We start from the raw sequence: 22,897 nt of genomic DNA on the forward strand, positions 1-22,897 counted from the left end.
ACCCCTGTTACGGGGTGCACGCGCGCGTGAGTGTTTCGGTGCCGGTGATCCGGGCCGGGTCAGCCGCCGCCCAGGGCGCCCGCGACGGTGCCGCCGCTGTCGTCACCGCCGTCGTCACCGGTGCCGCCCGTGTCCGTCGGGTCCGCCGAGGTCGTCGTGGACGGGGTGTCCGACGGCTCGCTGGAGGTCGTCGCGGACGGGGTGCTCGACGGCTTCTCGGTGGCCGTCTCGCTCGGGGTGTACGAGGGCGTGTACGACGGCGTGTAGTTCGAACCCGAACTCGTCCCGCTGTCGTCCGTGTTCGTGTCGCTCGGCGAGGCGGTCGTGTCGTCGCTCGGCGACTCGGTGTCCGTGTCGTCGGTCGCGGACTGGGAGGTGGTCGGCGACTGGGTGGTGCCCGAACCGCCGCTGCCGTTGCCGGTGGTGTTCAGGGCCAGCGCCACGCCCGCCGCGATGGCGATCACCGCGAGCACCGCGAGGATCCACAGCTTGCCGCGGCCGCTGCCGTGGTTGCCGTGCCCCTCGAAGCCGCCGTCGTCGCCGTTGCCGTAGCCGCCGGGCAGGATCGGCTGCGGGATCTGCGTGGTGCCGGAGGCGTCCTGGTGCATCACGGTCGTACCGGCGAAGCCCCCGGGCGGGGTCCCCTGCCCGTTGGCCACGGTCACCGGGCCGGTGTTCCAGGTGCCGCTGTGGCCGCCCTGGTCGTAGAGCATCTGCAGGCCGTACTGGACGAGCCCGCGCATCTCCTCGGCCGTCTGGAAACGGTCGTCCGGGTCCTTGGCCAGCGAGCGCATGACGAGGCCGTCGAGCTCCGGCGGGCAGACGCCGTTCGACGTCTGGGACGGCGGCACCGGGATGTCCTGGACGTGCTGGTAGACCACCGACAGGGGCGTCTCGCCGGTGAACGGGGGCCGCAGCGCGAGGAGTTCGTAGAGGAGGCAGCCCGTCGCGTACAGGTCGGAGCGGTGGTCGACGGCCTTGCCGAGCGCCTGCTCCGGGGAGAGGTACTGGGGCGTGCCCATGACCATGCCGGTCTGCGTCATCGTCGTGGACGCCCCGTGCAGGGCGCGCGCGATGCCGAAGTCCATGACCTTGACGGCGCCGTTGTGCGTGATGATCACGTTCGCGGGCTTGATGTCACGGTGCACGATGCCGTGCTGGTGCGAGTAGGCGAGCGCCTCAAGCACCCCGGAGACGATGATCAGGGCCTGCTCGGGCCCGGGCGCCTCGGCGTTGAGGAGGAGGTCGCGGATCGTGCGGCCCTCGACGATCTCCATGACGATGTACGGCACCGACATGCCGCCCACGTAGTCCTCGCCGGAGTCGTACACGGCGACGATCGCGTGGTGGTTGAGCCCGGCCACCGACTGGGCCTCGCGCGTGAAGCGGGCCTTCGACGTCGGGTCCTCGGCCAGGTCGGAGCGGAGCAGCTTGACCGCGACCGTGCGCCCCAGCCGTACGTCCTCGGCCGCGAAAACCTCGGCCATACCGCCCCGGCCCAGTCTGTGGGTGAGCCGGTAACGGCCGTCGCCGACCAGTCCGCCGTTACCCCACAGCTCCGGTGCGTCCGACATTCCGCCGCCAGCCGCCTCGGGGTCGGACGGGCCCTGAGCGTGCTGCTGTGCCATCAGTCCTCGCCGTCGTTTCTGCCCGCGGTGCGCGCGGTGTTGTTACGGTCTCCGTCGGCCACGCTACAGGCTCGGCGCAAGCCGCCGTTCCGGGATCAGTGCCGGAATCGTCCATAGACGGACCGGTCATCAAATCGGTATCACGGGCCGTCGTGCAAATTCTGTGTACCGCCGGTACAGCACCTGTAACGCTTCCACGACTCTTCTTTCGCGTACGGTCACGGATCGGGCACCGCGCTTGACGTGTCAGTGCCCTCCGGCAGACTTGGCCGGGAATGACACTTTCGATCACCGAGCCGGCGCCGATGGGGGACACGGAACATGAGCCAGGACGGCCCACAGGACCGGTATGCGGGGCGTGCGTTCGCAGGTGGCCGGTACCAACTGCGCGACCTGCTCGGCGAGGGCGGCATGGCCTCGGTGCACCTGGCGTACGACTCGGTGCTCGACCGCCAGGTCGCGATCAAGACACTGCACACCGAGCTCGGCCGGGAACAGGCCTTCCGTGAGCGCTTCCGCCGCGAGGCCCAGGCCGTGGCCAAGCTCACCCACACCAATATCGTCTCCGTCTTCGACACCGGCGAGGACGCGCTGGACGGCACGACGATGCCGTACATCGTCATGGAGTACGTCGAGGGCCGCCCGCTCGGCTCCGTGCTCGACGAGGACGTACGGCAGCTCGGCGCGATGCCCGCCGACAAGGCGCTGAAGATCACCGCGGACGTGCTGGCCGCCCTCGACATCAGCCACGAGATGGGCCTGGTCCACCGGGACATCAAGCCGGGCAACGTGATGATGACCAAGCGCGGCGTCGTCAAGGTCATGGACTTCGGCATCGCCCGCGCCATGCAGTCCGGGGTCACCTCGATGACCCAGACCGGCATGGTCGTCGGCACCCCGCAGTACCTCTCACCGGAGCAGGCGCTCGGCCGGGGCGTGGACGCGCGCAGCGACCTGTACTCGGTCGGCATCATGCTGTTCCAACTGGTCACCGGACGGCTGCCGTTCGACGCGGACTCGCCGCTGGCCATCGCGTACGCGCATGTGCAGGAGGAGCCGGTCGCGCTCTCCTCGATCAACCGTTCCCTGCCGCCGGCGGTGGACGCGCTGGTCGCCCGCGCGCTGAAGAAGAACCCGAACGAGCGCTTTCCCAGCGCCGAGGCCATGCGCGACGAGTGTCTGCGCGTCATGTCCTCGCTGCACGCGGCCGCCCCGAGCATCGTGCCGGGCGCGCCCGCGCAGAGCGGCGCGGGCGTCGGCTCCGCGGTCTTCCCGCCGGTCGACCAGACGGCCCCGGCACCCACCGGCCCCGTACAGACGCCGTACCAGCCGGGTCCCTACGGCGGCACGCCCGCGCCCGCTCCTGCCTACGGCTATCCGCAGCACGCGGGCTACCAGCCGCAGCCCTCGATCGGGTTCGGGCAGCAGGGCATCTCGACCCCGCCGCCGTACAACCTGACCCCGCAGCACCCGACGCCGGCCTCCGGGGGAGGCGGCGGCAGGAGCAGCAAGCCGGTGATCATCGGCTCGGTGGTCGTCGCCCTCGTCGCGGTCGGCGCGCTGATCGTCGCCCTGTCGATGAACGGCGGCGGCGATGACGACGCGAAGGGCAGTGACAGCAGCGCGAGCGCGAGCACCTCGGCGACCGCGGTCGAGGGACACCGCGACGGCGACCAGACGAAGACGATCGCGACGACCGCGTGCAAGGAGCCCGAGGAGTCGTACAACGACCCCAGCAAGATCCAGATCCCGGACTTCCAGTTCAAGTACATCGACTCGGTCAAGACCTGCCTACAGGCCGCGGGCTGGAAGGTCAAGATCAAGTCCGAGGACGAGAACACCTACGGCCAGGGCACGGTCATGGACCAGTTCCCCGCGGCCGGCACAGACGTGGACCCCAAGGACATGCCCCAGATCCAGCTGGGCGTATCGACGGGCAACCCGTCCTGACCCCCGAGAGCGCCCCGTCCCGACCCCGGTGACGGTCATGTGGAAGGGCCCGGCAGCATCGGCTGCCGGGCCCTTTTGACGGTGCGGGTTCGTGCGCGGGTTCGTCTGCGGGTTCGTGTGCAGGTACTACAGGTACGGGCCGCCCACGCGGCCGCCGCCCGGCTGCCCCTCCTCGGCGCCGTCGCCGACACCCGGCGGCAGGGCCCGCCGCATCTGCTCCAGCTGCGCCCGCGCGGCCATCTGCTGGGCGAACAACGTGGTCTGGATCCCGTGGAACAGCCCCTCCAGCCAGCCCACCAACTGGGCCTGCGAGATGCGCAGTTCCGCGTCGCTCGGCGTCACGTCGTCCGTGAACGGCAGCGACAGCCGCTCCAGCTCCTCCACCAGCTCGGGCGCCAGACCGTCCTCCAGCTCCTTCACGGAGCTGCGGTGGATCTCCTTGAGCCGGGCCCGGCTGGCTTCGTCGAGGGGAGCCGCACGCACCTCCTCTAGAAGCTGCTTGATCATGCTGCCGATCCGCATGACCTTGGCCGGCTGCTCCACCATCTCCGTCACCGGGATCTCGCGGGAGTCCTCGTCCCCGGTGCCACCGAGCGCCATCCCGTCCTGTCCCACGACCAGGATCTGAGGCTTCTCCGGTGACCTTTCGTTCCTCGGCATCTCCATCCCGCCATTCTCTCGCACTCGTACTCCTCACCGCCGGGGTGCCCCCCTCGAAGAGTGATCCACCGTTTCCGCTTGGCCGAACCCGGAGTGCCGGAGCGTCCACCCGGTGTGACGCTGGTTGCGTCGATCTTGCCGCCTCGGCTCGGGAGGGGGTCACGGACGTGACTCCATGGCTTCGCACAACGGGACTGCTGCTGGTGCTGGGCACCGGCGCGGTGGTGAATCCGTACGGAGGTGTTCCGGCGTACGGAGGTGTCCTCCTGGCGTACGGAGTGGAGGTGGGGAGCGGTGCGAGCACCGGCGGTGCCGGTGATGCCGGTGATGCCGGTGATGCCGGTGATGCCGGAAGTGCCGGTGATGCCGGAAGTGCCGGGGATGGTCGCGTCGCGGTCACGGCGCCCGCGTCCGGCTCTGCCTCGGCCTCTGCCTCTGGTTCCCCCTCCGCCTCCGCCTTGAGGCCTGCTTCCGGCCCCGACGCCGCCCGTGCGTCCGCTGAGCCGTCCAGGGCCGGAAACCTCGCGGGCGAAGGGCGGGAACGGCCGGGCCGTACCGCGGAGCCGACCGCGGACGAGGACGAGAGCGGAGGTGGGGGCGAGGGCGACGACGATGACACGGCCGGCCTGAAAGCGGACGGTGACGACGACGGGAGCCGCTCGGACAGTTCCGCCGGTCCCGGCAGTCCCGCGCCCGCCGACTCCGCGTCCTCCCAGGAGGCAACACCCGTGCCGACCTCCCCACCGCTCCAGCCCCTGCACCGGACGGTCACCCACGCCGAGGACCCCGCCGAGCCCGTGCTGCGGATCCTGCCGCTGGGCAGCGGCCTGATCCTCATCGGGCTCGGCCTGGGCCTCGCCTTCATCGCCCTCCGGGTGCGCCGTAGCTAGGAGCTGCCGGGCCTACGGCGCGACGAGCAGCACCTTGCCGATGTGCCCGCTGTCCTCCAGCACCTGGTGCGCGCTCCCCGCCTCGCTCATCGGCAGCTCCCGGTCGACGACCGCCCGTACGTGACCGCCCTCGATCAACGGCCACACATGCTCGCGTACGGCCGCGACGATGGCAGCCTTCTCGCCGAGCGGGCGGGCCCGCAGCGAGGTCGCGCTGATCGCGGCCCGCTTGCCGAGGAGGGCGGCGATGTTCAGCTCGGCCTTGATGCCACCCTGCATCCCGATGATCGCGAGCCTGCCGTTGACGGCGAGTGCCTGGACGTTGCGGTCCAGGTACTTGGCGCCCATGTTGTCGAGGATGACGTCGGCGCCCGCACCACCCGTGGCCTGCTGGATCTCGGCGACGAAGTCCTGCTCGCGGTAGTTGATGAGGATGTCGGCGCCCAACTCGGCGCAGTAGTCGAGCTTTTCCTTCGTACCGGCGGTGACGGCGACCTTCGCGCCGACGGCCTTGGCGAGCTGGATCGCCATGGTGCCGATGCCGCTGGAACCGCCGTGCACGAGGAGTGTCTCGGCGGGGCGGAGGTGGGCGACCATGAAGACGTTCGACCAGACCGTGCAGACCACCTCGGGCAGCGCGGCGGCCTGCTTCAGGTCGACGCCGGCGGGCACGGGCAGCAACTGCCCGGCCGGAACGGCCACCTTCTGGGCGTAGCCGCCGCCCGCGAGCAGCGCGCACACCTCGTCGCCGACCGACCAGCCGGACACCCCGGGGCCGATCTCGGTGATCCGGCCGGAGCATTCGAGGCCGGGGTAGCGGGACGCGCCGGGCGGCGGGTCGTAGAAGCCCTGGCGCTGCATGATGTCGGCCCGGTTGACCGCGCTGGCCACCACCTCGACCAGGACCTCGCCCTCGCCGGGCACCGGGTCCGGGACCTCGCCCCACACCAGCGCTTCGGGTCCACCAGGTTCGGGAATCGTGATCGCATACATGAGGCCGACGCTACTCCTCGTCATACGGCCGACCGCCGAAGGTGGGTCACTCCGGCAGTGGCCGAGGTGTGTCACTCGGGCAGCGGCCGGGTGTGCGGCGCGACCTGCGAACCCGGTGAGACCCGCACGATCGTGATGAGCCGGTCCGTCAGCTGAAGGGATCCGATGGCCGGGTCGTCGTAGCCGAGGACCCGGTGTCCGCGTACGACGCTGACCACCAGGTCGTCCGTGTCGCGCGGCGACTTGCCGACCTCGGCCTTTATGACCGGGCGTTCGGTCATGTCGAGGCCGCTGCCCTGCTGGATGAGGTCCTCCATGACCATGCCGGCGGCGGGGCTGAGCACGGACAGGCCGAGCAGGCGGCCGGCCGCGCTGGCGCTGGTGATGACGGCGTCGGCGCCGGACTGCTTGAGCAGCGGCGCGTTCTCCTCCTCGCGGACCGCGGCGACGATCTTCGCGCCGCGGTTGAGCTGCCGGGCCGTGAGGGTCACCAGCACGGCCGTGTCGTCGCGCTGCGTCGCGATGATGATCTGCCGCGCCTTGTGCACCTCGGCGCGTTTGAGGACCTCGCTGCGGGTGGCGTCCCCGACGACCCCGACGTATCCCTCGCTGCTCGCCGCCTCGATCGCCTTCCCGCTGGGGTCGACCACGACGACCTGTTCCTTCTTCAGCCCCGTCGCGCACACGGTCTGGATCGCCGACCGGCCCTTCGTACCGAAGCCGATGACGACGGTGTGATCCCGCAACGTGGACCTCCAGCCTTTCAGAAATCATTGGGCGTTGGCTCACGCACGCGGCCCACGCTCCCAAACTGAGCTCCTGGCCAGGCAAAGACGCGAACCGCCCCCGCAGGATGACCGCACGGATCTTGATCGACAAGCGGATCTGCCCCTTGGGATCACGCCCTTGGACACCCAGCTGGCGCCTCAGCCCCCGCGCGGCCGGGGCAGTTCACTGTCAGTGGGGCCCGATAGACTCGAAACTTTGGGCAGTTGCAGGCGTCAGGCACAACATGTAGTAGCGAACAGATCCTCAATGCCCACAAGTTGTGGTTGGTTCAGGACTTTCGGCAGAGGAACGCGGTACGATCTGACGCAGCGTGAAAGACCCCAGCCCGGAAAGGCCGAGTTGAGGTCTGCACTGTCTGAACTGGGGTCTACATGCGTTGTCGAGGCGCCGTTTGACCCTACATGGAGTCAGCTTCCTCTAGAAGCCCACGGCTCTTCAGGCCTGTGTCCAGCTTGAAGGGCAGGTGATCAAAGATGGCCACAAAGAAGATCAAGCCCGGCACGCCGGCACCCAACTCCGGGCAGTACCGTCCCGTTGGGGGCGGCAGCGAGGTGACCGCCGTCCAGGGCAAACCCCTGCCGCCGACGCCTAAGCCGGGAACGGGCTGGAAGCTGGTCGATAAGACCAAGCACAAGCCCAAGGGCAAGTAAGTAGCGAGGGGGGGCAGGCCCATTGGGTGTGCCCCCCCTCGTCGTTTCAGTCCGCCAGGGGCAAGTACACCCGGTTCCCGCTCGCCGCGAACTCCTTCGACTTCTGCAGCATCCCCTCAGCGACCTCCTCAGCCGTTGCCCCCGCAGCCGCCGTACCGCCGAACTGCGCTGTGATGCTTTGGCTGATCTTCATCGAGCAGAACTTCGGCCCGCATACAGGGCAGGATCTCCAGAGGACGGGGTGTCGCCCTCAGCGATCCATGACGGATTCAGCGGCATCAGGGATCATGATGCTGAGTACCTGGATCACCAGCGCTGGGGGCACGCGATGAGGAACGACGAGCGACCATCGCTCAAGAGCGGGAAGTTCTCAATCCTTCGGTCCCTCTGGTACCGCTCGCATGCCGAGGCCCGAGACGACGCCGAAGCAGGTCGCTCCATCACGATGCCGGCGCAGAGTGCCGTGCCTCCACTTCAACAGGTGCTGCGGCGCCTGGCTTTGGGTCTCCTGGTGCTCGCCGTAACCACGTTGATCGTCTACGTCGACCGCGACGGCTACAACGACAACTCCGACGGCTCGGTCGACCTCCTCGACTCGGCGTACTACGCCACCGTCACTCTCTCCACCACCGGCTACGGCGACATCACCCCGGTCAGTGACCCCGCCCGGCTCACGAACATCCTCGTCATCACACCGCTGCGAGTGGTCTTCCTGATCATCTTGGTCGGCACCACGCTCGAAGTGCTCACCGAGCGCACCCGGCAGCACGTTCGTGTGCACAGGTGGCGTTCCCGAATCCGAGATCACGTCGTCGTTGTCGGCTACGGCACCAAGGGGCGCCACGCTGTTCAATCGCTCCTGGGCCAGGGCGTACCCAAAGAGCGGATCATCGTCGTGGACCCGGTGCGGAAGGCCGTGGACGCCGCCAACAGTGACGGACTCGTGTCCGTGTGCGGAGACGCGACCCGTGCCGACACGTTGCGGAAAGCCGAGACGCAAAACGCGGCCCGAGTCATCATCGCTCCCCAGCGTGACGACACCGCCGCCCTGGTCACCCTCACAACCCGCCAACTCAACAGACGTGCATCCATCGCTGTCGCAATCCGCGAGGACGAGAACGTACCGCTGCTGAAGCAGAGCGGCGCCGACACGGTGATCACCAGCTCCAGCGCCGCCGGCCGCTTGCTCGGTGTGGCTACAGCCAGCCCGCACTCAGCCAACACCCTGGAAGAACTCATGACCTACGGCTCTGGCCTTGATCTCATCGAGCGCCCCGCATCCAAAGATGAGGTAGGACGTTCTCCGCGTGAGAGCAAGGACTTGGTCGTGGCCGTCGTCCGCCGTAAAGAGGTTCTGGCCTACTCCGAGCCAGAGGCACAAATCCTCAAGGCCGGAGACCGCCTGATCACAGTCGAGCGGTCCGTACCGAGCATCTGATCAGGCAAAACTCGCTGGAGATTGGTGGCACATTCACCAAACCATTGGCTCCGGCGGTTTAAGGCACCCGTAAATCCACGACATGCATGCGTGCAGTGTTTCTGGCCGAACTCGATGTCAGCCAGAAGCACTGCACGCCTAAAACGGGAGCGAGGGATCGGCGCAGCCAACCGTAATGCTCCTGGTGAACTATTTAGTTCCCGGATGGTTGGGTGATGACGATCCGCCAGATCACCGAATTGGCTGCTGAGAACTTCCACGCCAGTTCGTGCATCTTGGCGTGCGGTATCTCGGCAGTGAACACGCCGCTCCCGTCACCGCACTGAGACCCGATGAGGGACTTTCCAGCTGCGATTACGTTGAACTTGGAGGGACCGGCGCATGTCCACATCACCGTGACGGATGAGGCTTTCCCCGCTGATGCCGGAAGCGTGACGCCGCCCGCACCATGCCCCGACCTCGTGTACAGCGTCTTCGACCCGACAGGGAGTGACGACTGGACCGGATTGGGAAGGCGGTCCGGGCTCGTCGGGGTCTGCGCCGGAGAAGGGGTCGCGTCGGATCCCGTCGTCGGTTTGGCCGGTGACGACGTCGACCCGTGGGTGGCGGTCGCATGGGAGTGAGAGCCGCCGGAACAGGCCGATACCAGGGCCAGGGCCGACAGGGATGCGGCCAGCAGGGAGCGCTTCATCAGGTCGTCCTCAGCTCACGAGTGGGCGATGTAGGGCGAGAGCGCCGGGAGCTTGGCGGTCCCGTGGTTCGAGACGATCCACTTGCAGCCACCGTTGTAAGAACCGCGCTCCCAGTTGAAGGAGTAGCCCTTCGAACCAAGGGCAAGCCATCCATCCGCCTGGTTCGCCGGAACTTTCCACGCCCCACCGAGGGTGACGGTGGTGGTCTTGGCGTAGGAGATCGAGGCGCTGATGGTCTCCTCGGCGGACGCGAAGAGGACTCCCTCGCTGAACTTGGCCGCATACGTGACGGTGCCGGTCCACGTGTGGCCCTGAGCCACCGAGACCGAAAGAAGGATGCCGGACTGTCCATGGACGGTCTTGGTCTTGTCACCGACGAACGTGCTCTTGACTTTGGAGAAGGAGAAGCCCGGGTCGGCCGGGCAGCCGTCCGGGTGGACCGTACTGTCGACGTCGGCGTCGGCCGGCGCCTGAGGGATGGGGTTCCCGTCCTGGTCTGCATTGTCAGGATTGGCCGTCGTCGGGGTGTCCACCGCAAAGGCAGTGCCCGCCCCTCCCCCTCCTACAGCCAGAAAGGCGGTCAGTACAGCGGCTGTGCATGCGCGAGTCAGCGTGGCGTTCATTGGTTCCCTCCGTTTCGCCCCCTCCGGGAGCGACATGAACAGAACAATCATCGAATGCCTGGGTGATCGTCAAGAAAAATCGAACATTCTGAGCGAGACTTGAGCTTGGCGATTGACTCGGGGCTACTTTTCACGGCACGCCCCCTTGCGGGTAAGTAAGAAAAATCCCCCACACCTTCGGCACAAATCGACCACGCACGCGTGGGGATATTGCCTTTTCTATTCCCTCTTTACCTGATCAAGGAAATCCAAGGATTGATTCTTGGTTATCTGATGATGGCTACACACTCGATCGTGGCCTAGGCCGCGTCCCCAAACTCCGGGAGATACCCGAGGTGGTCGTAGCCCATGTGCGCGATCGGGCGGGGCTCGCTGCGGGGACGGTGCCACAGGCAGACTCCGAGCGGAGTGAGGAGCGCTACCGGACGGCCGTACGTGAACGCTTGGAGCTGAGGCACAGACCGGGCGAGGCCCGCGCAGTCGCGGAGGCGGCAATGCGGGCGGCGGCGCCGGTGAAGGCCCATACCGCTGACCTGGTGAACATGGCGCTGGACAACGTGCTGCGCTTCGGCGACTACGACAACGCCACCCTCCACATCCCGCCCGGCCCGCATGACAGCGCGCTTCGCCGAGGCGGGCCTTTCAGGCTGCGTAGGGGCGCAGGCGTGCGGCACTGCGTCCCAGTCGGATAGCTCCGGCCAGCGGGATCACCATGGCGATCAGGAATATGCCGATGAGTTCCTCGGCACCGAGGCCGCCGGCGAGAACGAACAGTGCGGCAGCCGCGGGGATCACCAGTAGGGGTGAGAAGGCGCAGAGGATGCCCAGGCGCTTGTCCCGCCTGGTCCATGCTGGAGAGCGCCAGATCCGCACGGCGGCAAGGACGGCCACTACGAGGCCGATGCCGAGGACCTCGAAGAACGGGGCAGCCAAAACCATCATGCCCAGGGTCAGAGTGGTGCGCGCGCTGCTTTGCGGCTGCAGCGGGGTGACGCCGGGTTCTTCGGCGATCGCGGCGGCGGCAATCTCCCGCGGGGTGCCGAGCTGGTCCAGAGCCTGCTGGACCGCCGCGTCATCGGCACCCTGCGGCAGCACAGACTCGATGTGTTCGCGCAGGTCCGCCAACAGGTCACGGCGCCGGTCGTCGGACAGCACTGCTGCCTCCCTGTCAACCGCGGCCAGGTAAGCGCGAACCAGCGGGTGGGTCAGGGCGTCGCTCATGATTCAGCTCCAGAAACGAGAAAACGGTCAACAGCATCACGGAAACCGGGCCAGTGCCCGGAGAACTCCGCCAGGGCTTGTCGGCCCTCGTCGGTCAGTTCGTAGTACCTGCGGGACGGACCGCTGGCCGACTCCACCAGGTACGTGGCCGCCAGGCCACTTCTGCGCAGACGAGACAGCAGCGGATACAACGTCCCCTGGCTGGTCGCCATGACCGGCGTATCCCCAAGAGCCTCCAGCAGCTCCACCCCGTAGCGTGGCTTGTCAGACAGCAACGCCAGGACGCAGTACTCCAGCACGCCCTTGCGCAGCTGGCTCACACCGCGGGCCTCCACGTGATTGCTTGCTTTGCCAGCTACCATGCAATGCATACTACGTGTGCGTGTCAACCCCGGTCCAGAACTGGCGACCTCGCGTAATCCGACCTCGGTCAACTGGCGGACCTGGGGCGGTGGTGTCCTTGTGGCCGCCGAGCATGCCCGGCGGCCGAGGAACAGCCAGCGGGCGTCGGCGTTGGTGGCGGTCATGGTGTTCGGGTGCTGGCCGAGGTGGGCCAGCAGCAGCGAGGCAAGGGGCTCAGGGGCGGGTGAGGGCGGGTCACTGAGGCAGACGAGGGCCTCGCCGTCTTCCTGGAGGACATCGCCGTTGGTGAGCCGGGTGATCCGAGTGAACGGCTACGCGGCCCATAGTTGCCCACGGTGACAGACCACGAGTATCTGATCCTCGTCGCCCTGCGAAACAGAACCGCCTACGTGACGCACGACCCTGGCCCTTCAACTTTGTTTCGGTCGAAACGAAGTTGGGCGACCTTGGTTCGGTCGAACCAAGGTCATAAGCCGGGCACTTCGCCACGATGCGCCCCCGGGCACGTCTTCCCGTCGGTCGCGGCGGGGAGGACTCTGGGCAGATGGCGGGCATGGAAGACGGCACACCGGTCCCGGTATTGCACACGGATCAGATCCACGGATGCCTGCGGGCCCTGGGGGCGCCCGAGCCGGAAGGGCTGCCCCGGGCAGTGGCGTTGGAGATGCTGCTGATGTTGGTGGAAGCCTTGGCAGCCATCGCCGACCGCTTCGACCAGGAGCAGGTGTACGAGGGCTACACCCAGAGCCTGCACAGTGCGCTCGGCCTGCCCGATGACTGCCCGGACATGGAGGCAGAGCCCTGCCCGGCCGCGATGCCGTGGCTGTGGCTGATGCGCTCTCGCATCACCCGCACGCTGCTCGACATGGACTCCGCCCCGCTATTCGAGGACGCTGCCGGACCCGTCCCCATCCCGTCAGCCCACCACCTGCTCGCCGCGGCGGAGGTGGTGCTAACGATCACGGTGGAGCCGCCCGACCCGTCCCAGCCGCTGGACCAGGCCGCCCGCACCGCACGCGACCGCCTGCGGAGCCTCGTCACCGACAGAACCTAGGAGTGCACTGCTTCCCGCACCATGGCGGCGAAGTCGTGGCAAGGCTCGGGGTCGTCACCGTCGCCGGGCCACCACTCATACGCGGTCCACTCGCCGTTTTCCCCGATGCTGTCGGCGTGCAGCAGCCAGTAGCAGCCGCTGCCGCCGTTGTCGTCGCCGATCAGCAGACAGCGCTTGAGTATGGCGAGATGGTCCACGAAGGAGTCGATGTCCGACCACGCTTCGATGAGGTCGGCGCACAGGTCGGCGAACCAACCGATGTCCCCGACCTGGAACAGGTCGACGAACCCGATATCCTCCCAGCCGTCGCTGACCCGGAGGAAGTTTCGGTACGAGGGAGGAAGCCTCACCCCGAGCCGCTCCTCGGCGGCCACGATCGCTTCCTCGCCAGCCGGTTCGGCACCGGCCCACCCGGCCTCCAGCCGCTCCTCACTGATGACCTGCCGATGCTCCTCGATGGCCTCACGGACCTCGTCCGAGTTGATGTGCCTGGCGTTGTAGTCGCTGAGGAACGCGCGCCATTCCGCGACCGTCACGGGCGAAGGGGTCGTCATACCTGAACTCCGGTGATTCATACGGTGGGTCTCGGACAGCCTCACACGCCCCACTGACAATCGAGGCGTGTGCTGACCCGGCGGCGACCTGGCCCTTGAAACCGCCGCTCGGGACCCGGCACGGCCTCGGCGGATCCTGCGGCGGGTACGGCTTGGCTTGCAGCGATCCCCCCGCACGGGCGCGGCCTTAGCGAACGCCGCAGCCTTGAGCAGCAGTCCCGCAGAATCTTCTATGCAGCGTGGATCACCGCATCGGCCCGGACCATGCCCCTCCGGCCAGGCGCCTTGTGGTACATCCACCAAACCATTGACTCCAGCGGTTGAGACGCTATTCCTCCCGCGTGCGTTCGGTGAGGACTTCGAGGGTGGTGCCGACCAGGACGATCAGGAACAGCACGCGCAGCGGCGTGACGACGAGGATGTTGGTGAGCCGGGCGCCGTCGCTGACCGGGGTGATGTCGCCGTAGCCGGTGGTCGAGAGCGTGACCGTGGCGTAGTAGAAGGCGTCGAGGAGGTCGACCGAACCGTCCGAGTTGTCGTTGTACCCCTCGTGATCGGCATAGACGATCAACGCGGTCGCGACGAGCAGGAACAGCGCGATGGACAGCCGTTTCGCGACCTGCTGGAAAGGGTGCTCGACCACTTTCCTCGGGAGTTCCACCCGATGGGTCACGAGATGCTCGTCCGCCTGGCGGGCGATCGCATCATGGCCCGACTGTTTCACGTGAAACACACCCCGATCCCGGAGGCCGCCCAGGGCAGATCGATGAGTTCCGCCTGCTGTCCCTGCCGCGCACCACCCGGCGGTACGACCGCGAGCGCGTCGGCCCCCGCGATCCCGCGGAGCATGGCCGGGCCGTTGAAGTGCAGCGGCACGGCACGGTCGCCGCGCAGAACGGCGGGGACGAGCCGGGTGTCGTACGGATGCCCGTGCACCGCGTCCTGGAGGGGCAGCTCGTACGGCTCCGGGGCGGGGTGTGCCGACAGGGTCCGCAGCAGTGGTTCGGCGAGGGTGAGCAGGCCGGAGATCGCTGCAAGGGGGTTGCCGGGCAGGCCGACGAGGTGCTGGTCGTCCTTGATGCGGGCCAGCAGCATGGGGTGGCCCGGGCGTACCTTCACGCCGTCCACGAGAAGCTCGGCGCCGATGCGGCGCAGGGTGGGGTGGACGTGGTCGACCGGGCCGGAGGCGGTGCCGCCCGTGGTGACGATGACGTCGGCGGTGCTGCCCGTGATCGCCTTGTGCAGCACCTTCTCGTCGTCGCCGAGCCGCCGGACCGCGGTGACCTCGGCGCCGAGCGCGCGCAGCCAGGACGGCAGCATCGGCCCGAGCGCGTCCCGGATGAGCCCCTGCCGGGGCAGCCCCTCGGTGAGCAACTCGTCGCCCAGGATGAGGACTTCGACCCGGGGGCGGGGTACGACGGTGAGCGTGTCGTAGCCGGCGGCCGCGGCGAGGCCGAGTACCGCCGGGGTCACCAGGGTGCCGCCGGGCAGCAGTTGGTCGCCGCTGCGGCACTCCTGCCCGCGCGGGCGGATGTCCTGGCCGTGTCCGACGTCCCGGGCCGCGTGGAGGCGGCCCTTGTCGTCGGTACGGCCGTGCTCGCTGCGGATGACGGCGGTGGCGTCGGCGGGGACCCGGGCACCAGTCGCGATTCGCACGGCCTCACCGTCGCTCAGCGGCTCGGCCTGCGCGTGCCCGGCGAGCACCCCGTCCTCGCGTACGGCCCAGGGGCCGGGGCCCGCGACCGCCCAGCCGTCCATCGCCGAGGTGTCGAACGAGGGCAGGTCGCTGAGCGCGACGAGCGGGGCGGCCAGGACGAGGCCGAGCGCGGAGTCGAGGGTCACGGAGACGGGGGCGCGGCGGGAACCGGTGCGTGCGGCACGGCCGGCGATCGCGCGGGCCTCGGGCCAGGGGGTGGCCCGGTGCTGGTCCGTGTCGGGCTTGCGGGGAGGGCCCTGCGGTGAGGGGGAGGTTGCGGGTGCGGGCATGGCGGAGTCGCCGGTGCTGCCTTCGTTCACGAGGGCGAGCACCTCCTCGACGTCGAGGTCCTCGGCGTCCTGGGCGTGCTCGCCGGCGTGAATACCGCGCGCGGTCATCCGGCGACGTCCGGACCCGGGGCGGACGCGGGGGCATCGGGCTCGGCACCGGATGTGGTGTCGGCCTCGGCGTCCGGCGTGGCGTCAGGCTTGGAGTCGGACGGGGCTTCCGAGGTCTCCTCGTCCGCCCAGCTCAGCGCGAGGGCGACGGCCTTGCGGGCCGCCTCGGCCACGGCCTCGGGACCGCCCTTGCCCTGCGCCGCCGCATAACCGACCAGGAAGGTGGTCAGCGGTGCGGCGGGCCTGGCCACCCCGTGGGCGGCGTCGCGGGCGAGGTCGAGCAGGATGCCGGTGTCGACGTCCAGGTCGATGCCCAGTTCGTCCTTGACTGCGGAAATCCATTCATCCAACACGTGCCCATGCTCCCTGATGCGTGCCCTGGCGGTGGCGAGGTCGTCCCAGGTGTCGCAGTCGAAGGACGCGACGGGGTCGGGGACGCGGGTGAGATCGAGCGCGGCGGTCAGCCGGCGCAGGGGCAGCCCGGTGAGGCTGCCGTGCTCGTCGGTGAGTGCGCTCAGTTCCCGGCGGAGCGCCGACGCGCGGTACGCGGCCACGAGCGGCTGGTCGCGCCCGTCGGCGTCGGTGAGCAGCACCCCTTCGGCGCCACCGCTCCGCAGAGCGGTCAACAGCCGCCGTACGGTGGCCACTTCGAGGAACGGCAGGTCGGCCGAGAGGACCACGACGGCCTCGGCGGTGGTGTGCCGCAGACCGGCGTCGAGCGCGGCGACCGGGCCCGCGCCGGGCGGTTCCTCACGCGCCCAGCGCACCGGCCGGGCGGTGGGCCTCGGGTCGGCTACGACGACCGTGGTCCCGGCGTCGGCACAGGCACCGAGCCCCCGGTCGAGCAACGCGCGACCGCCCACCCGTAGGCCCGGCTTGTCGGCACCGCCGAGTCGCCGGGCGGCACCACCGGCGAGCACGACGGCGTCGTACGCGTCGCCGGGCACGGCGTCGGGGGGCTCGTACGCGGTCACCCCCCGAGTATGCGTCCCGCCCTGATCACAGGGAACTTGTCCGCGCCGCCGTGATCACACGTTGCGCAACAGCACCGCCGGCTGTTCCACGCAGTCCGCCACATACCGCAGGAAACCGCCCGCCGCACCGCCGTCGCACACCCGGTGGTCGAAGGTGAGCGAGAGCTGCACGACCTGCCGTACCGCCAACTCGCCCTCGTGCACCCACGGTTTGGGGACGATACGGCCGACGCCGAGCATGGCCGCCTCGGGGTGGTTGATGATCGGCGTGGAACCGTCGACGCCGAACACCCCGTAGTTGTTCAGCGTGAAGGTCCCGCCGGTGAGATCCCCTGGCGTGAGTGTCCCTGTCCGTGCCGCCTCGGTGAGCCGCGCGAACTCCGTGCTCAGCGCCTCCGCGTCCCGTGTCTGCGCGTTCCGTACGACGGGTACGACCAGCCCGCGTTCGGTCTGCGCGGCGAAGCCGAGGTGGATCCGGTCGAAGCGGACGATCTCCCTCGCCTCCATGTCCACGCTGGAGTTGAGCTCCGGGAACCGGGTCAGCGCGGCCGTGCAGATCCTGGCGAGGAGCGCGAGCACGGAGATCTTGGGCCCACCGGCGGCGTTCATGGCCGCGCGGGCGCGCATCAGCTCCGTCGCATCGGCGTCCACCCAGCAGGTCGCGTCGGGGATCTCCCGGCGACTGCGGGAGAGCTTGTCGGCCACGGCGCCTCGGATGCCGCGGAGGGGGGTGCGGGTGACTCGGTCAGAGGTGGCTGCCGGGGTGGGGAGCGTGGCCGGGGGGAGGAGGGTCGCTTCCTGTGTGGTCGCCTCAAGGGTCGCCGCCGCGCGGAGCGCCTTCTCGACGTCCGCCCGCAGGATGAGCCCGTCCCGTCCGGAGCCCGTCAACTCCCGCAGTTCCAGGCCGTTCTCGCGCGCGAGTCGTCGTACGAGGGGGGAGATCACGGGTACGGGACCGTCGTCGCGACCGCCGGTCCCGGCGGCGGGGGCAGGAGCAGGGGCGTCCGCCACGGACGTCACGACATCCGCCGCCAGCCGCCGTACTCTCCGCCGCCGCGCCGGAGGCGCCCCCGTGCCGTAGCCGACCAGCACGTTCCCCGAACCTTCGGTCTCGGCGCCGGTCTCGGTCTCGATGTCGGAGGCCGGTGCTCCCACGGCGACCGTCAACAGCGGGGAACCGACGGGCAGTTCCGTGCCCTCCTCGCCGAAGCGGGCTGTGACGACACCGCCGTAGGGACACGGCACCTCGACCATCGCCTTGGCCGTCTCTACCTCGACGACCGGCTGGTCGATGGCGACGACGTCGCCGACCTGGACCAGCCAGCGCACGATCTCCGCCTCGGTGAGGCCCTCGCCGAGGTCGGGGAGCTTGAACTCCAGCACCTGTGCCATCAGTTCCCCGCCTCCCACTGGAGCCGGCCCACGGCGTCCAGGATCCGGTCGACGCCGGGCAGATGGTGCCGCTCCAGCATCGGCGGCGGATACGGGATGTCGAATCCGGCGACGCGCAGCACCGGTGCCTCCAGGTGGTGGAAGCAGCGCTCGGTGACGCGGGCCGCGATCTCGCCGCCCGGGCCGCCGTAACCGCCCGACTCGTGGACGACTAGCGCGCGGCCGGTCCGCCGTACGGACGCGCACACCGTCTCGTCGTCGAACGGGACCAGGGAGCGCAGGTCGACGACTTCGAGGTCCCAGCCCTCGGCCCGGGCCGCCTCGGCGGCTTCGAGGCAGACGGGGAGGGACGGGCCGTAGGTGATGAGCGTGGCGCTGCGGCCGGGGCGGCGTACGACCGCGCGGCCGATCGGGTCGACGGGGGTCGGCTCGTCGGGGTTCCAGGTGTCCTTCGACCAGTACAGGCGCTTGGGCTCCAGAAAGACGACCGGGTCGTCGGAGGCGATGGAGGCGCGCAGCAGGCCGTAGGCGTCGGCGACCGTGGCGGGGGTGACGACGTGGAGGCCCGGGGTCGCCATGTAGTACGCCTCGGAGGAGTCGCTGTGGTGCTCGACACCGCCGATGCCGCCGCCGTAGGGGACGCGGATGGTGATCGGGAGGGGCATGGCGCCGCGGGTGCGGTTGCGCATGCGGGAGACGTGGCTGATCAGCTGCTCGAACGCCGGGTAGGCGAAGGCGTCGAACTGCATCTCCACGACCGGGCGCAGGCCGTACATCGCCATGCCGACGGCCGTGCCGAGGATGCCGGCCTCGGCGAGGGGGGTGTCCGTGCAGCGGTCCTCGCCGAACTCCTTGGCGAGGCCGTCGGTGACCCGGAAGACTCCGCCGAGGGTGCCGACGTCCTCGCCCATGACGTGCACCGCGGGGTCGGCGGCCATGGCGTCGCGCAACGCGCGCGTGAGGGCCTGCGCCATGGTGGCGGGTTTGAGGGCGACGGTGGTCATCAGTGCGTCCCCTCGCGCTCGGCCGCCAGCTCCGCCGCCAACTGTTCGCGCTGCTCGCGCAGCTGGGGAGTGGGCTCGGCGTACACGTCGGCGAACAGGTCCATGGGGTCGAGCACCGGGTCCTGGTTCATGTGCGCGCGCAGCTCGGCCGCCATGGTCTCGGCGGCGTCGCGCGCGGCCTTGATGCCGTCCTCGTCGATGAGCCCGCGCTCGGTGAGTTCGTGCTCCAGGAGGGCGATCGGGTCGTGGGCGCGCCAGGCCTCGACCTCGGTGTCGCCGCGGTAGCGGGTCGCGTCGTCGGCGTTGGTGTGGGCCTCGATGCGGTAGGTGATGGCCTCGACGAGCGTGGGACCACCGCCCTCGCGCGCGTGCCGTACGGCGTCGCTGAGGACCTCGTGCACGGCGACCGCGTCGTTGCCGTCGACGAGGCGGCCGGGCATGCCGTAGCCGACGGCCTTGTGGGCCAGGGAGGGGGCCGCGGTCTGCTTGGCGAGGGGGACGGAGATCGCGAAGCCGTTGTTCTGGACGAGGAAGACGACCGGGGCCTGCCAGACGGCGGCGAAGTTCAGCGCCTCGTGGAAGTCGCCCTCGCTGGTGCCGCCGTCGCCGACCATGGCGAGGGCGACCACGTCGTCGCCCTTGAGGCGGGCCGCGTGGGCGAGGCCGACGGCGTGCGGGAGCTGGGTGGCGAGCGGGGTGCTCAGGGGGGCGATGCGGTGCTCGCGCGGGTCGTAGCCGGTGTGCCAGTCGCCGCGCAGCAGGGTGAGGGCCTGCACGGGGTCGAGGCCGCGGGCGACGGCGGCGAGGGTGTCGCGGTAGCTGGGGAAGAGCCAGTCCTGCTCCTGGAGGACCAGCGCGGCGGCGACCTCGCAGGCCTCCTGGCCGGTGGTGGAGGGGTACACGGCGAGCCGCCCCTGCTTGGTGAGGGCGGTGGCCTGCGCGTTGTACCGGCGGCCGCGCACCAGCTCGGCGTACAGCCGGCGCAGCAGCCCGGGGTCGGCCTGCGCGGCCGCCTCGGTGCCGAGCACGCGGTACGGCGCGGCGTCGGGCAGCAGCGGCGCGGGGTCCGTGCGCGGCTGCCAGGCGGGCGGCGGTGTGGGCCGGTACGCGCCCCGCTGCTCCATGACCGTCATGACGGCACCTCCTCGTGGGAGTGGCTCGGAGAGACGCGTCGGACGTGCCGCGCCTCCCTACCGATTGTTCGGTCGTCGGCACATTTTGGCTACAGGCACCTCCAGGCTGTGGACAAACGGTTCTCCACAACCTGAAATGAACGCAGTACGTCCATGGTAGGGAGGCGGGGGGACATGGCACCTGAACAAATGGCCGAAGGCCCGGAGGCGGGGAACACCTTGCCGCCCCCGCGCCCGCTCGACGCCATTGATCAGGACATCCTGCAGATGCTCCAGGCGGACGGCCGCGCGTCGATAAGGTCGGTCGCCGAACGGGTGCACGTCTCGCGCGCCAACGCCTACGCGCGTATCAACCGGCTCATCGAGGACGGCGTCATCCGCGGCTTCGGCGCCCGGGTCGACCACGAGCGTGCCGGTCAGGGCACGTCCGCGTACATCACCCTGAAGATCGTGCAGAACTCCTGGCGCACGGTCCGCGAGCAGCTGAGACTGCTCCCGGGGGCCTCGCACATCGCGCTGGTGGGCGGCGATTTCGACGTCCTGCTGCTGGTGCACACGCCGGACAACAGGGCGCTGCGCGAGCTGGTCCTGACCCGGCTCCAGGCGATCCCCGAGGTGCTCAGCTCGCGCACGCTGCTGGTGTTCGAGGAGGAGGACCTGGAGCCCCAGAGCTGACCTACTGGGCCGGGTTGCGCAGCCCGGAGAAGACCAACTGGGCCACCGCGTCGGTCACTTCGCGCTCGCCCATGCCCCGCCCGTCGGGCCGGTACCACTCCACGATGGAGTTGATCATCCCGAAGACGAGCCGGGTCGCGAGGCGTACCTCCACGTCACCGCGCAGATCGCCGTCGGCCGCCGCGGCCTTCAGCAGGTCGGCCACCCGGTGGTCGAAGTCGCGCCGCCGCTCCAGGGCCCACCGCTCGGTGTCGGTGTTGCCGCGCACCCGCAGCAGCAGCGTCACGTACGGCAGCTCGGAGGTCAGCACCTCGACCATCCGCCGTACGACGTACTCCAGCCGCTCGACGGCGCGCCCCACGCATGCGTGCTCCTCGTCGAGGATCCCGAAGAGGCCGTCCAGGGCGCGGCTGACCGCGCGGCGGAGCAGTTCCTCCTTGCCGGTGACGTGGTGGTAGATCGACGACTTGGAGATACCGGCCGCCTTGGCGAGGTGCTCCATGGAGGTGCCGTCGTAGCCGCGCTCGATGAAGACCTGGGCGGCGACGGAGAGCAGGGTCTCCGGGGTGTACGTGTCGCGCTTGGCGGTGGTCATGGGGTGCCCTCCCGCTTCTCGGTGGCGTACGCGTGGCGGTAGAGCGCGAGGGACGGCGCGTACCGTCCCGACGGGTCACGCAGGTGCAGGTCGTCCAGGAGGTCGTAGGCCCAGCTGCGGCCGAGCCTGCGGCTCCATTCGAACGGACCCAGAGGGTAGTTGACACCCAGGCGCATCGCGGTGTCGATGTCCTCCTCGGTGGCGACGCCCTTGGCGACGGCGTCGTGCGCCAGGTCGACGATCCGGGCCACCGTGCGGGCGACGATCATCCCGGGGGCGTCCCCGATGATGCTGACGTTCTTGCCGAGCGCCTGGAAGAGGCCGGTCGCCTCGGTGAGGGTCTGTGAGGCGGTGTCCTGGGATGCGGACAGGGCGATGCGGCCGGCCCTGCGGTAGTCGAGGGCGAGGTCGAAGTAGACGACGTCGCGGAACTCCACGGCGGTCTGTCCGTCGGCGAGCGCCAACTGGCCGCCGCCCGGCAGCACCATCCGAGTGCCGTGGTCCTCTTCCTCCTCGCGGACGACGATGCCCGCCTCGCGGATCAGCGCGATCAGCTCGGCCGCAGGGCCCAGGTCACCCTCGACGACGACGTACGCGGGCGCCTGGGCCGGTTCCGCGGTGTGCGGCTCGGGCTGCTCGGCGTCGTCCCCGTGGTCGTACCAGCCGTGCCCGGTCTTGCGGCCGAGGCGGCCGGACTCGACCAGGCGGCGCTGCGCGAGGGAGGGCGTGAAGCGCACGTCCTGGAAGAAGGACTGCCACACGGAGTGGGTGACGGACTCGTTGACGTCCTGCCCGATGAGGTCGGTCAGTTCGAAGGCGCCCATCTTGAAGCCGCCCGACTCGCGCAGGACGGCGTCGATGGTCGCCGGGTCGGCGGCCTGTGCCTCGTAGACCGCGAAGGCCTCGGCGTAGAAGGGCCGGGCGATGCGGTTGACGATGAACCCGGGGGTGTCCGCGCAGGCCACCGGAGTCTTGCCCCAGGCGCGGGACATCTCGTACGCGCGCGTGGCCGACGTGACGTCGGTGGCGAACCCGGAGACGACCTCGACGAGGGGCAGCAGCGGGGCCGGGTTGAAGAAGTGCAGCCCGACGAAGCGGCCGGGGTTGCGCAGGGCGCCGCCGATGGCCGTCACCGACAGGGACGAGGTGTTGGTGGCGAGCAGACAGTCCTCGCCGACGATGTCCTCCAGGTCGCGCATCAACTGCTGCTTGACGTCCAGCTGCTCCAGGACGGCCTCGACGACGAGGGTGCAGTCCGCGAGGTCGGCGAGGGTCTCGGCGGGCAGCAGACGGGTGCGTGCGGCGTCCCGGTCGGCGGCGGTGAGCCGGTCCTTCTCGACGAGCCGGTCGAGCCGGGCGCCGATCGCGGCGGTCGCTTCCCGAGCCCGCCCCGGGACGGCGTCGTACAGCCGTACGACGTGGCCCGCGGTCAGCGCGACCTGGGCGATGCCCTGGCCCATGGTGCCGGTGCCGACGACGGCCACGGGGCTGCTGAGGTCGAGTGCTGTCATGTGCGCGATCCTCC

23 protein-coding genes and 2 pseudogenes are annotated in these 22,897 nt (G+C 69.6%); 7 read left to right on the forward strand and 18 right to left on the reverse strand.

What is annotated here, in order from left to right:
- Window positions 1-59 precede the first annotated feature (59 nt).
- Window positions 60-1,574, reverse strand: a complete 1,515-nt coding sequence (locus OG714_RS25350; RefSeq protein ID WP_406131943.1) for a protein kinase domain-containing protein — start codon at window positions 1,572-1,574, stop codon at window positions 60-62.
- 375 nt (window positions 1,575-1,949) lie between these two features.
- On the opposite strand from OG714_RS25350, the gene OG714_RS25355 reads away from it, so the two are divergent.
- The gene (locus OG714_RS25355) at window positions 1,950-3,578 is read left to right on the forward strand and encodes a protein kinase domain-containing protein (protein WP_406124310.1); all 1,629 of its coding nucleotides are present in this window, start codon (window positions 1,950-1,952) and stop codon (window positions 3,576-3,578) included.
- Window positions 3,579-3,704: 126 nt separating this feature from the next.
- Here the strand turns inward: OG714_RS25355 and OG714_RS25360 are convergent, their stop codons facing one another.
- The gene (locus OG714_RS25360) at window positions 3,705-4,244 is read right to left on the reverse strand and encodes a bacterial proteasome activator family protein (RefSeq protein WP_033285359.1); all 540 of its coding nucleotides are present in this window, start codon (window positions 4,242-4,244) and stop codon (window positions 3,705-3,707) included.
- Between the two features lie 452 nt (window positions 4,245-4,696).
- Here OG714_RS25360 and OG714_RS25365 point away from each other — a divergent pair, with 452 nt between their 5' ends.
- Window positions 4,697-5,128, forward strand: coding sequence for a hypothetical protein (locus OG714_RS25365; RefSeq protein WP_406124311.1), 432 nt, complete (start codon window positions 4,697-4,699; stop codon window positions 5,126-5,128).
- A gap of 12 nt (window positions 5,129-5,140) precedes the next feature.
- Here the strand turns inward: OG714_RS25365 and OG714_RS25370 are convergent, their stop codons facing one another.
- Together OG714_RS25370 and OG714_RS25375 are read right to left on the reverse strand one after the other, a co-directional pair.
- On the reverse strand, window positions 5,141-6,121 hold the full coding sequence (locus tag OG714_RS25370) for an NAD(P)H-quinone oxidoreductase (protein WP_406124312.1): 981 nt from the start codon (window positions 6,119-6,121) through the stop codon (window positions 5,141-5,143).
- Between the two features lie 71 nt (window positions 6,122-6,192).
- A pseudogene (locus OG714_RS25375) lies at window positions 6,193-6,888 on the reverse strand (potassium channel family protein); the annotation flags it as partial.
- A gap of 495 nt (window positions 6,889-7,383) precedes the next feature.
- Between OG714_RS25375 and OG714_RS25380 the strand changes: the two are divergent.
- Window positions 7,384-7,560: a hypothetical protein gene (locus OG714_RS25380; RefSeq protein ID WP_406124313.1), complete on the forward strand. Its 177-nt coding sequence runs from the start codon at window positions 7,384-7,386 to the stop codon at window positions 7,558-7,560.
- A 46-nt stretch (window positions 7,561-7,606) separates the two neighbouring features.
- On the opposite strand, the gene OG714_RS25385 is transcribed toward OG714_RS25380, so the two are convergent.
- Window positions 7,607-7,753 (reverse strand): hypothetical protein, encoded by a 147-nt coding sequence (locus OG714_RS25385; RefSeq protein ID WP_406124315.1) that lies wholly within the window; start codon window positions 7,751-7,753, stop codon window positions 7,607-7,609.
- Between the two features lie 135 nt (window positions 7,754-7,888).
- On the opposite strand from OG714_RS25385, the gene OG714_RS25390 reads away from it, so the two are divergent.
- Window positions 7,889-8,998, forward strand: a complete 1,110-nt coding sequence (locus tag OG714_RS25390; protein WP_406124317.1) for a potassium channel family protein — start codon at window positions 7,889-7,891, stop codon at window positions 8,996-8,998.
- 193 nt (window positions 8,999-9,191) lie between these two features.
- Here OG714_RS25390 and OG714_RS25395 read toward each other — a convergent pair whose 3' ends face one another.
- Window positions 9,192-9,689, reverse strand: a complete 498-nt coding sequence (locus tag OG714_RS25395; protein WP_406124319.1) for a hypothetical protein — start codon at window positions 9,687-9,689, stop codon at window positions 9,192-9,194.
- 15 nt (window positions 9,690-9,704) lie between these two features.
- Window positions 9,705-10,313, reverse strand: a complete 609-nt coding sequence (locus OG714_RS25400) for a hypothetical protein (protein ID WP_405861706.1) — start codon at window positions 10,311-10,313, stop codon at window positions 9,705-9,707.
- A gap of 254 nt (window positions 10,314-10,567) precedes the next feature.
- Here OG714_RS25400 and OG714_RS25405 point away from each other — a divergent pair, with 254 nt between their 5' ends.
- Window positions 10,568-11,005: a DUF4158 domain-containing protein gene (locus OG714_RS25405; RefSeq protein WP_406131944.1), complete on the forward strand. Its 438-nt coding sequence runs from the start codon at window positions 10,568-10,570 to the stop codon at window positions 11,003-11,005.
- On the opposite strand, the gene OG714_RS25410 is transcribed toward OG714_RS25405, so the two are convergent.
- Both OG714_RS25410 and OG714_RS25415 read right to left on the reverse strand, forming a co-directional pair.
- Window positions 10,956-11,534 (reverse strand): HAAS signaling domain-containing protein, encoded by a 579-nt coding sequence (locus tag OG714_RS25410; protein WP_406124320.1) that lies wholly within the window; start codon window positions 11,532-11,534, stop codon window positions 10,956-10,958. The two genes, OG714_RS25405 and OG714_RS25410, sit on opposite strands and share 50 nt — an antisense overlap.
- On the reverse strand, window positions 11,531-11,896 hold the full coding sequence (locus tag OG714_RS25415) for a PadR family transcriptional regulator (RefSeq protein ID WP_406131945.1): 366 nt from the start codon (window positions 11,894-11,896) through the stop codon (window positions 11,531-11,533). The genes OG714_RS25410 and OG714_RS25415 overlap by 4 nt, the downstream gene beginning before the upstream one ends.
- A gap of 545 nt (window positions 11,897-12,441) precedes the next feature.
- On the opposite strand from OG714_RS25415, the gene OG714_RS25420 reads away from it, so the two are divergent.
- Window positions 12,442-12,951, forward strand: a complete 510-nt coding sequence (locus OG714_RS25420) for a hypothetical protein (RefSeq protein ID WP_406124321.1) — start codon at window positions 12,442-12,444, stop codon at window positions 12,949-12,951.
- Here OG714_RS25420 and OG714_RS25425 read toward each other — a convergent pair.
- The 7 genes and pseudogenes from OG714_RS25425 to pdhA all read right to left on the reverse strand — a co-directional run bounded on the left by OG714_RS25425 (window position 12,948) and on the right by pdhA (window position 20,102).
- Window positions 12,948-13,505, reverse strand: coding sequence for an SMI1/KNR4 family protein (locus OG714_RS25425; protein WP_405861711.1), 558 nt, complete (start codon window positions 13,503-13,505; stop codon window positions 12,948-12,950). The two genes, OG714_RS25420 and OG714_RS25425, sit on opposite strands and share 4 nt — an antisense overlap.
- 331 nt (window positions 13,506-13,836) lie before the next feature.
- Window positions 13,837-14,229 (reverse strand): annotated as a pseudogene (locus OG714_RS25430) (potassium channel family protein); the annotation flags it as partial.
- Window positions 14,226-15,599 (reverse strand): molybdopterin molybdotransferase MoeA, encoded by a 1,374-nt coding sequence (locus tag OG714_RS25435; RefSeq protein ID WP_406124323.1) that lies wholly within the window; start codon window positions 15,597-15,599, stop codon window positions 14,226-14,228. The pseudogene OG714_RS25430 and the gene OG714_RS25435, both read right to left, overlap by 4 nt.
- Window positions 15,596-16,573, reverse strand: coding sequence for an NTP transferase domain-containing protein (locus tag OG714_RS25440; RefSeq protein ID WP_406124325.1), 978 nt, complete (start codon window positions 16,571-16,573; stop codon window positions 15,596-15,598). Before OG714_RS25440 ends, OG714_RS25435 begins: the two co-directional genes overlap by 4 nt.
- Window positions 16,574-16,627: 54 nt before the next feature.
- Window positions 16,628-17,965: a dihydrolipoamide acetyltransferase family protein gene (locus OG714_RS25445; protein ID WP_406124327.1), complete on the reverse strand. Its 1,338-nt coding sequence runs from the start codon at window positions 17,963-17,965 to the stop codon at window positions 16,628-16,630.
- Entirely contained in the window at window positions 17,965-18,969 is a 1,005-nt protein-coding gene (locus OG714_RS25450; RefSeq protein ID WP_406124329.1) for an alpha-ketoacid dehydrogenase subunit beta, read from the reverse strand. Before OG714_RS25450 ends, OG714_RS25445 begins: the two co-directional genes overlap by 1 nt.
- Complete coding sequence (pdhA, locus tag OG714_RS25455) at window positions 18,969-20,102, reverse strand: pyruvate dehydrogenase (acetyl-transferring) E1 component subunit alpha (protein WP_405972993.1); 1,134 nt, start codon at window positions 20,100-20,102, stop codon at window positions 18,969-18,971. The genes OG714_RS25450 and pdhA overlap by 1 nt, the downstream gene beginning before the upstream one ends.
- A gap of 174 nt (window positions 20,103-20,276) precedes the next feature.
- On the opposite strand from pdhA, the gene OG714_RS25460 reads away from it, so the two are divergent.
- Complete coding sequence (locus tag OG714_RS25460) at window positions 20,277-20,777, forward strand: Lrp/AsnC family transcriptional regulator (RefSeq protein ID WP_384160329.1); 501 nt, start codon at window positions 20,277-20,279, stop codon at window positions 20,775-20,777.
- Window position 20,778: 1 nt separating this feature from the next.
- On the opposite strand, the gene OG714_RS25465 is transcribed toward OG714_RS25460, so the two are convergent.
- Window positions 20,779-21,372 (reverse strand): TetR/AcrR family transcriptional regulator, encoded by a 594-nt coding sequence (locus OG714_RS25465; RefSeq protein WP_406124332.1) that lies wholly within the window; start codon window positions 21,370-21,372, stop codon window positions 20,779-20,781.
- The gene (locus OG714_RS25470; RefSeq protein ID WP_406124334.1) at window positions 21,369-22,883 is read right to left on the reverse strand and encodes a 3-hydroxyacyl-CoA dehydrogenase; all 1,515 of its coding nucleotides are present in this window, start codon (window positions 22,881-22,883) and stop codon (window positions 21,369-21,371) included. Before OG714_RS25470 ends, OG714_RS25465 begins: the two co-directional genes overlap by 4 nt.
- Between the last annotated feature and the right edge of the window lie 14 nt (window positions 22,884-22,897).

It is taken from the genome of Streptomyces sp. NBC_00989 (assembly GCF_045162655.1).
In the GTDB taxonomy this organism is placed as follows: domain Bacteria; phylum Actinomycetota; class Actinomycetes; order Streptomycetales; family Streptomycetaceae; genus Streptomyces.